At 66.8% G+C, this 1413-nt stretch carries 1 protein-coding gene and 1 pseudogene; one reads left to right on the plus strand and one right to left on the minus strand.

What is annotated here, in order from left to right:
• The first annotated feature begins 195 nt into the window (after positions 1-195).
• The gene (locus tag HC022_RS26555; protein WP_008883739.1) at positions 196-849 is read left to right on the plus strand and encodes a glutathione S-transferase family protein; all 654 of its coding nucleotides are present in this window, start codon (positions 196-198) and stop codon (positions 847-849) included.
• A 78-nt stretch (positions 850-927) separates the two neighbouring features.
• On the opposite strand, the pseudogene HC022_RS26560 reads toward HC022_RS26555, so the two are convergent.
• Positions 928-1413 (minus strand): annotated as a pseudogene (locus HC022_RS26560) (ATPase); the annotation flags it as partial.

Genomic DNA, 1413 nt, shown 5'->3' on the forward strand with positions numbered 1-1413 from the left:
GGGTTCTTCGGACCGAAGGACAGCGCGGTCAGCGCGGCGGTCCGGAAAGGGGCGATAATATCATCAAGTCCTTGATACGTGGCATAAAGCACTGCGTTCGGCCCCTCTTTGCTCATCAAATTGGTAGCCAGAACCGCGCCGCCATGCGACAAAAATCGTGTCGCAGCGCAGCATCGAAGGCAAAGTGAAGACACCATGACTCAGGCAACGCTCACGATTTCATCGAAGAACTACTCGTCCTGGTCGCTGCGCGGGTGGCTCCTGTGCAAGATGTCCGGACTCGATTTCCGCGAGGAGCCGGTCGATCCCACCGATGCCGACGTGCGCCAGGAACTGCTGCTTCTGTCGCCCACGGTGCGGGTGCCGCGGCTCACCCACGGCAAGGTGCAGGTCTGGGACACGCTGGCCATCGCGGGCTATCTCAACGAGTGTTTTCCCGAGGCCAAGCTCTATCCCGACGACATCGTGGCGCGGGCCCATTGCCGCGCGGTGTCGGGCGAGATGCACGCGGGGTTCTACAACCTCCGCTCGGCGCTTCCGATGAACATCAAGGCGCGGCACGAGCGCTTCAAGATCTTCTCTGGCGCCCGGCCCGACGTCGAGAGGGTGCGTGAGATCTGGAGCGAGTGCCTCGAAACCTATGGCGGGCCCTTCCTGTTCGGCCCTGCCACCATGGCCGACGCCATGTTCGCGCCCGTCTGCACCCGCTTGCGCACCTATGCGGTCACGCTCGAGCCCGAGCTCGAGGCCTATATCGACCGCATCCTCGACTGGGCGCCGATGAAGGAATGGATCGCGGGCGCATTGGCCGAGCCCGAAGAGATCGAGGAGCTGGAGGTCGAGTTTTGAGCCTGAGCCACGTGCCCAGGCAGGTTTCGGCTCTTTCCGAAGACACGAAGGACACGGTCCCGGGTCCGCGCCGCATCCTCAGGCGGGGACGAGGCGCCTTGCCAGTGTGAGCGCGCCATCGAGCCCGGTGCCCTGGGGCGGACGCAGCGCGCGGGCCATCTCCTTGGGCAGCCAGTCGGCATAGGCCCCGGCGATGCCTCCGATCAGGCAGAGCGGCTCCTGCGGGTGCCAGCCAAGCGCGTTGAGCCCGGTGGCGATGTAGGCCGCACCGCGGCGCATCTGCATATCGGCGGCAGCGTCGCCCCGTGCGGCGCAGATCCGCGGCGCCAGCGTGGCGAAATCCGAGGGCGAGGCCTTGGCGGCGAAGGCGATGATCCCCGGCGCACCGCCAAGCTCGTCCGTCACCTCGCGGGTGAGCGCGCTCGGCGCCTCGAGCTTGTCATGCACCCTGAGCGTGTAGGAGAGGAACTCGCGCCCGAGCCAGGCGCCCGAGGCCTCGTCGCCCAGCACCAGCCCGTGCCCGCCCATGGTCAGGAACTCGGTGCCCGCCTGCCGCGCGAGGAA

The organism is Salipiger sp. HF18, assembly GCF_011806505.1.
GTDB classification, from domain to species: Bacteria; Pseudomonadota; Alphaproteobacteria; order Rhodobacterales; family Rhodobacteraceae; genus Salipiger; species Salipiger thiooxidans.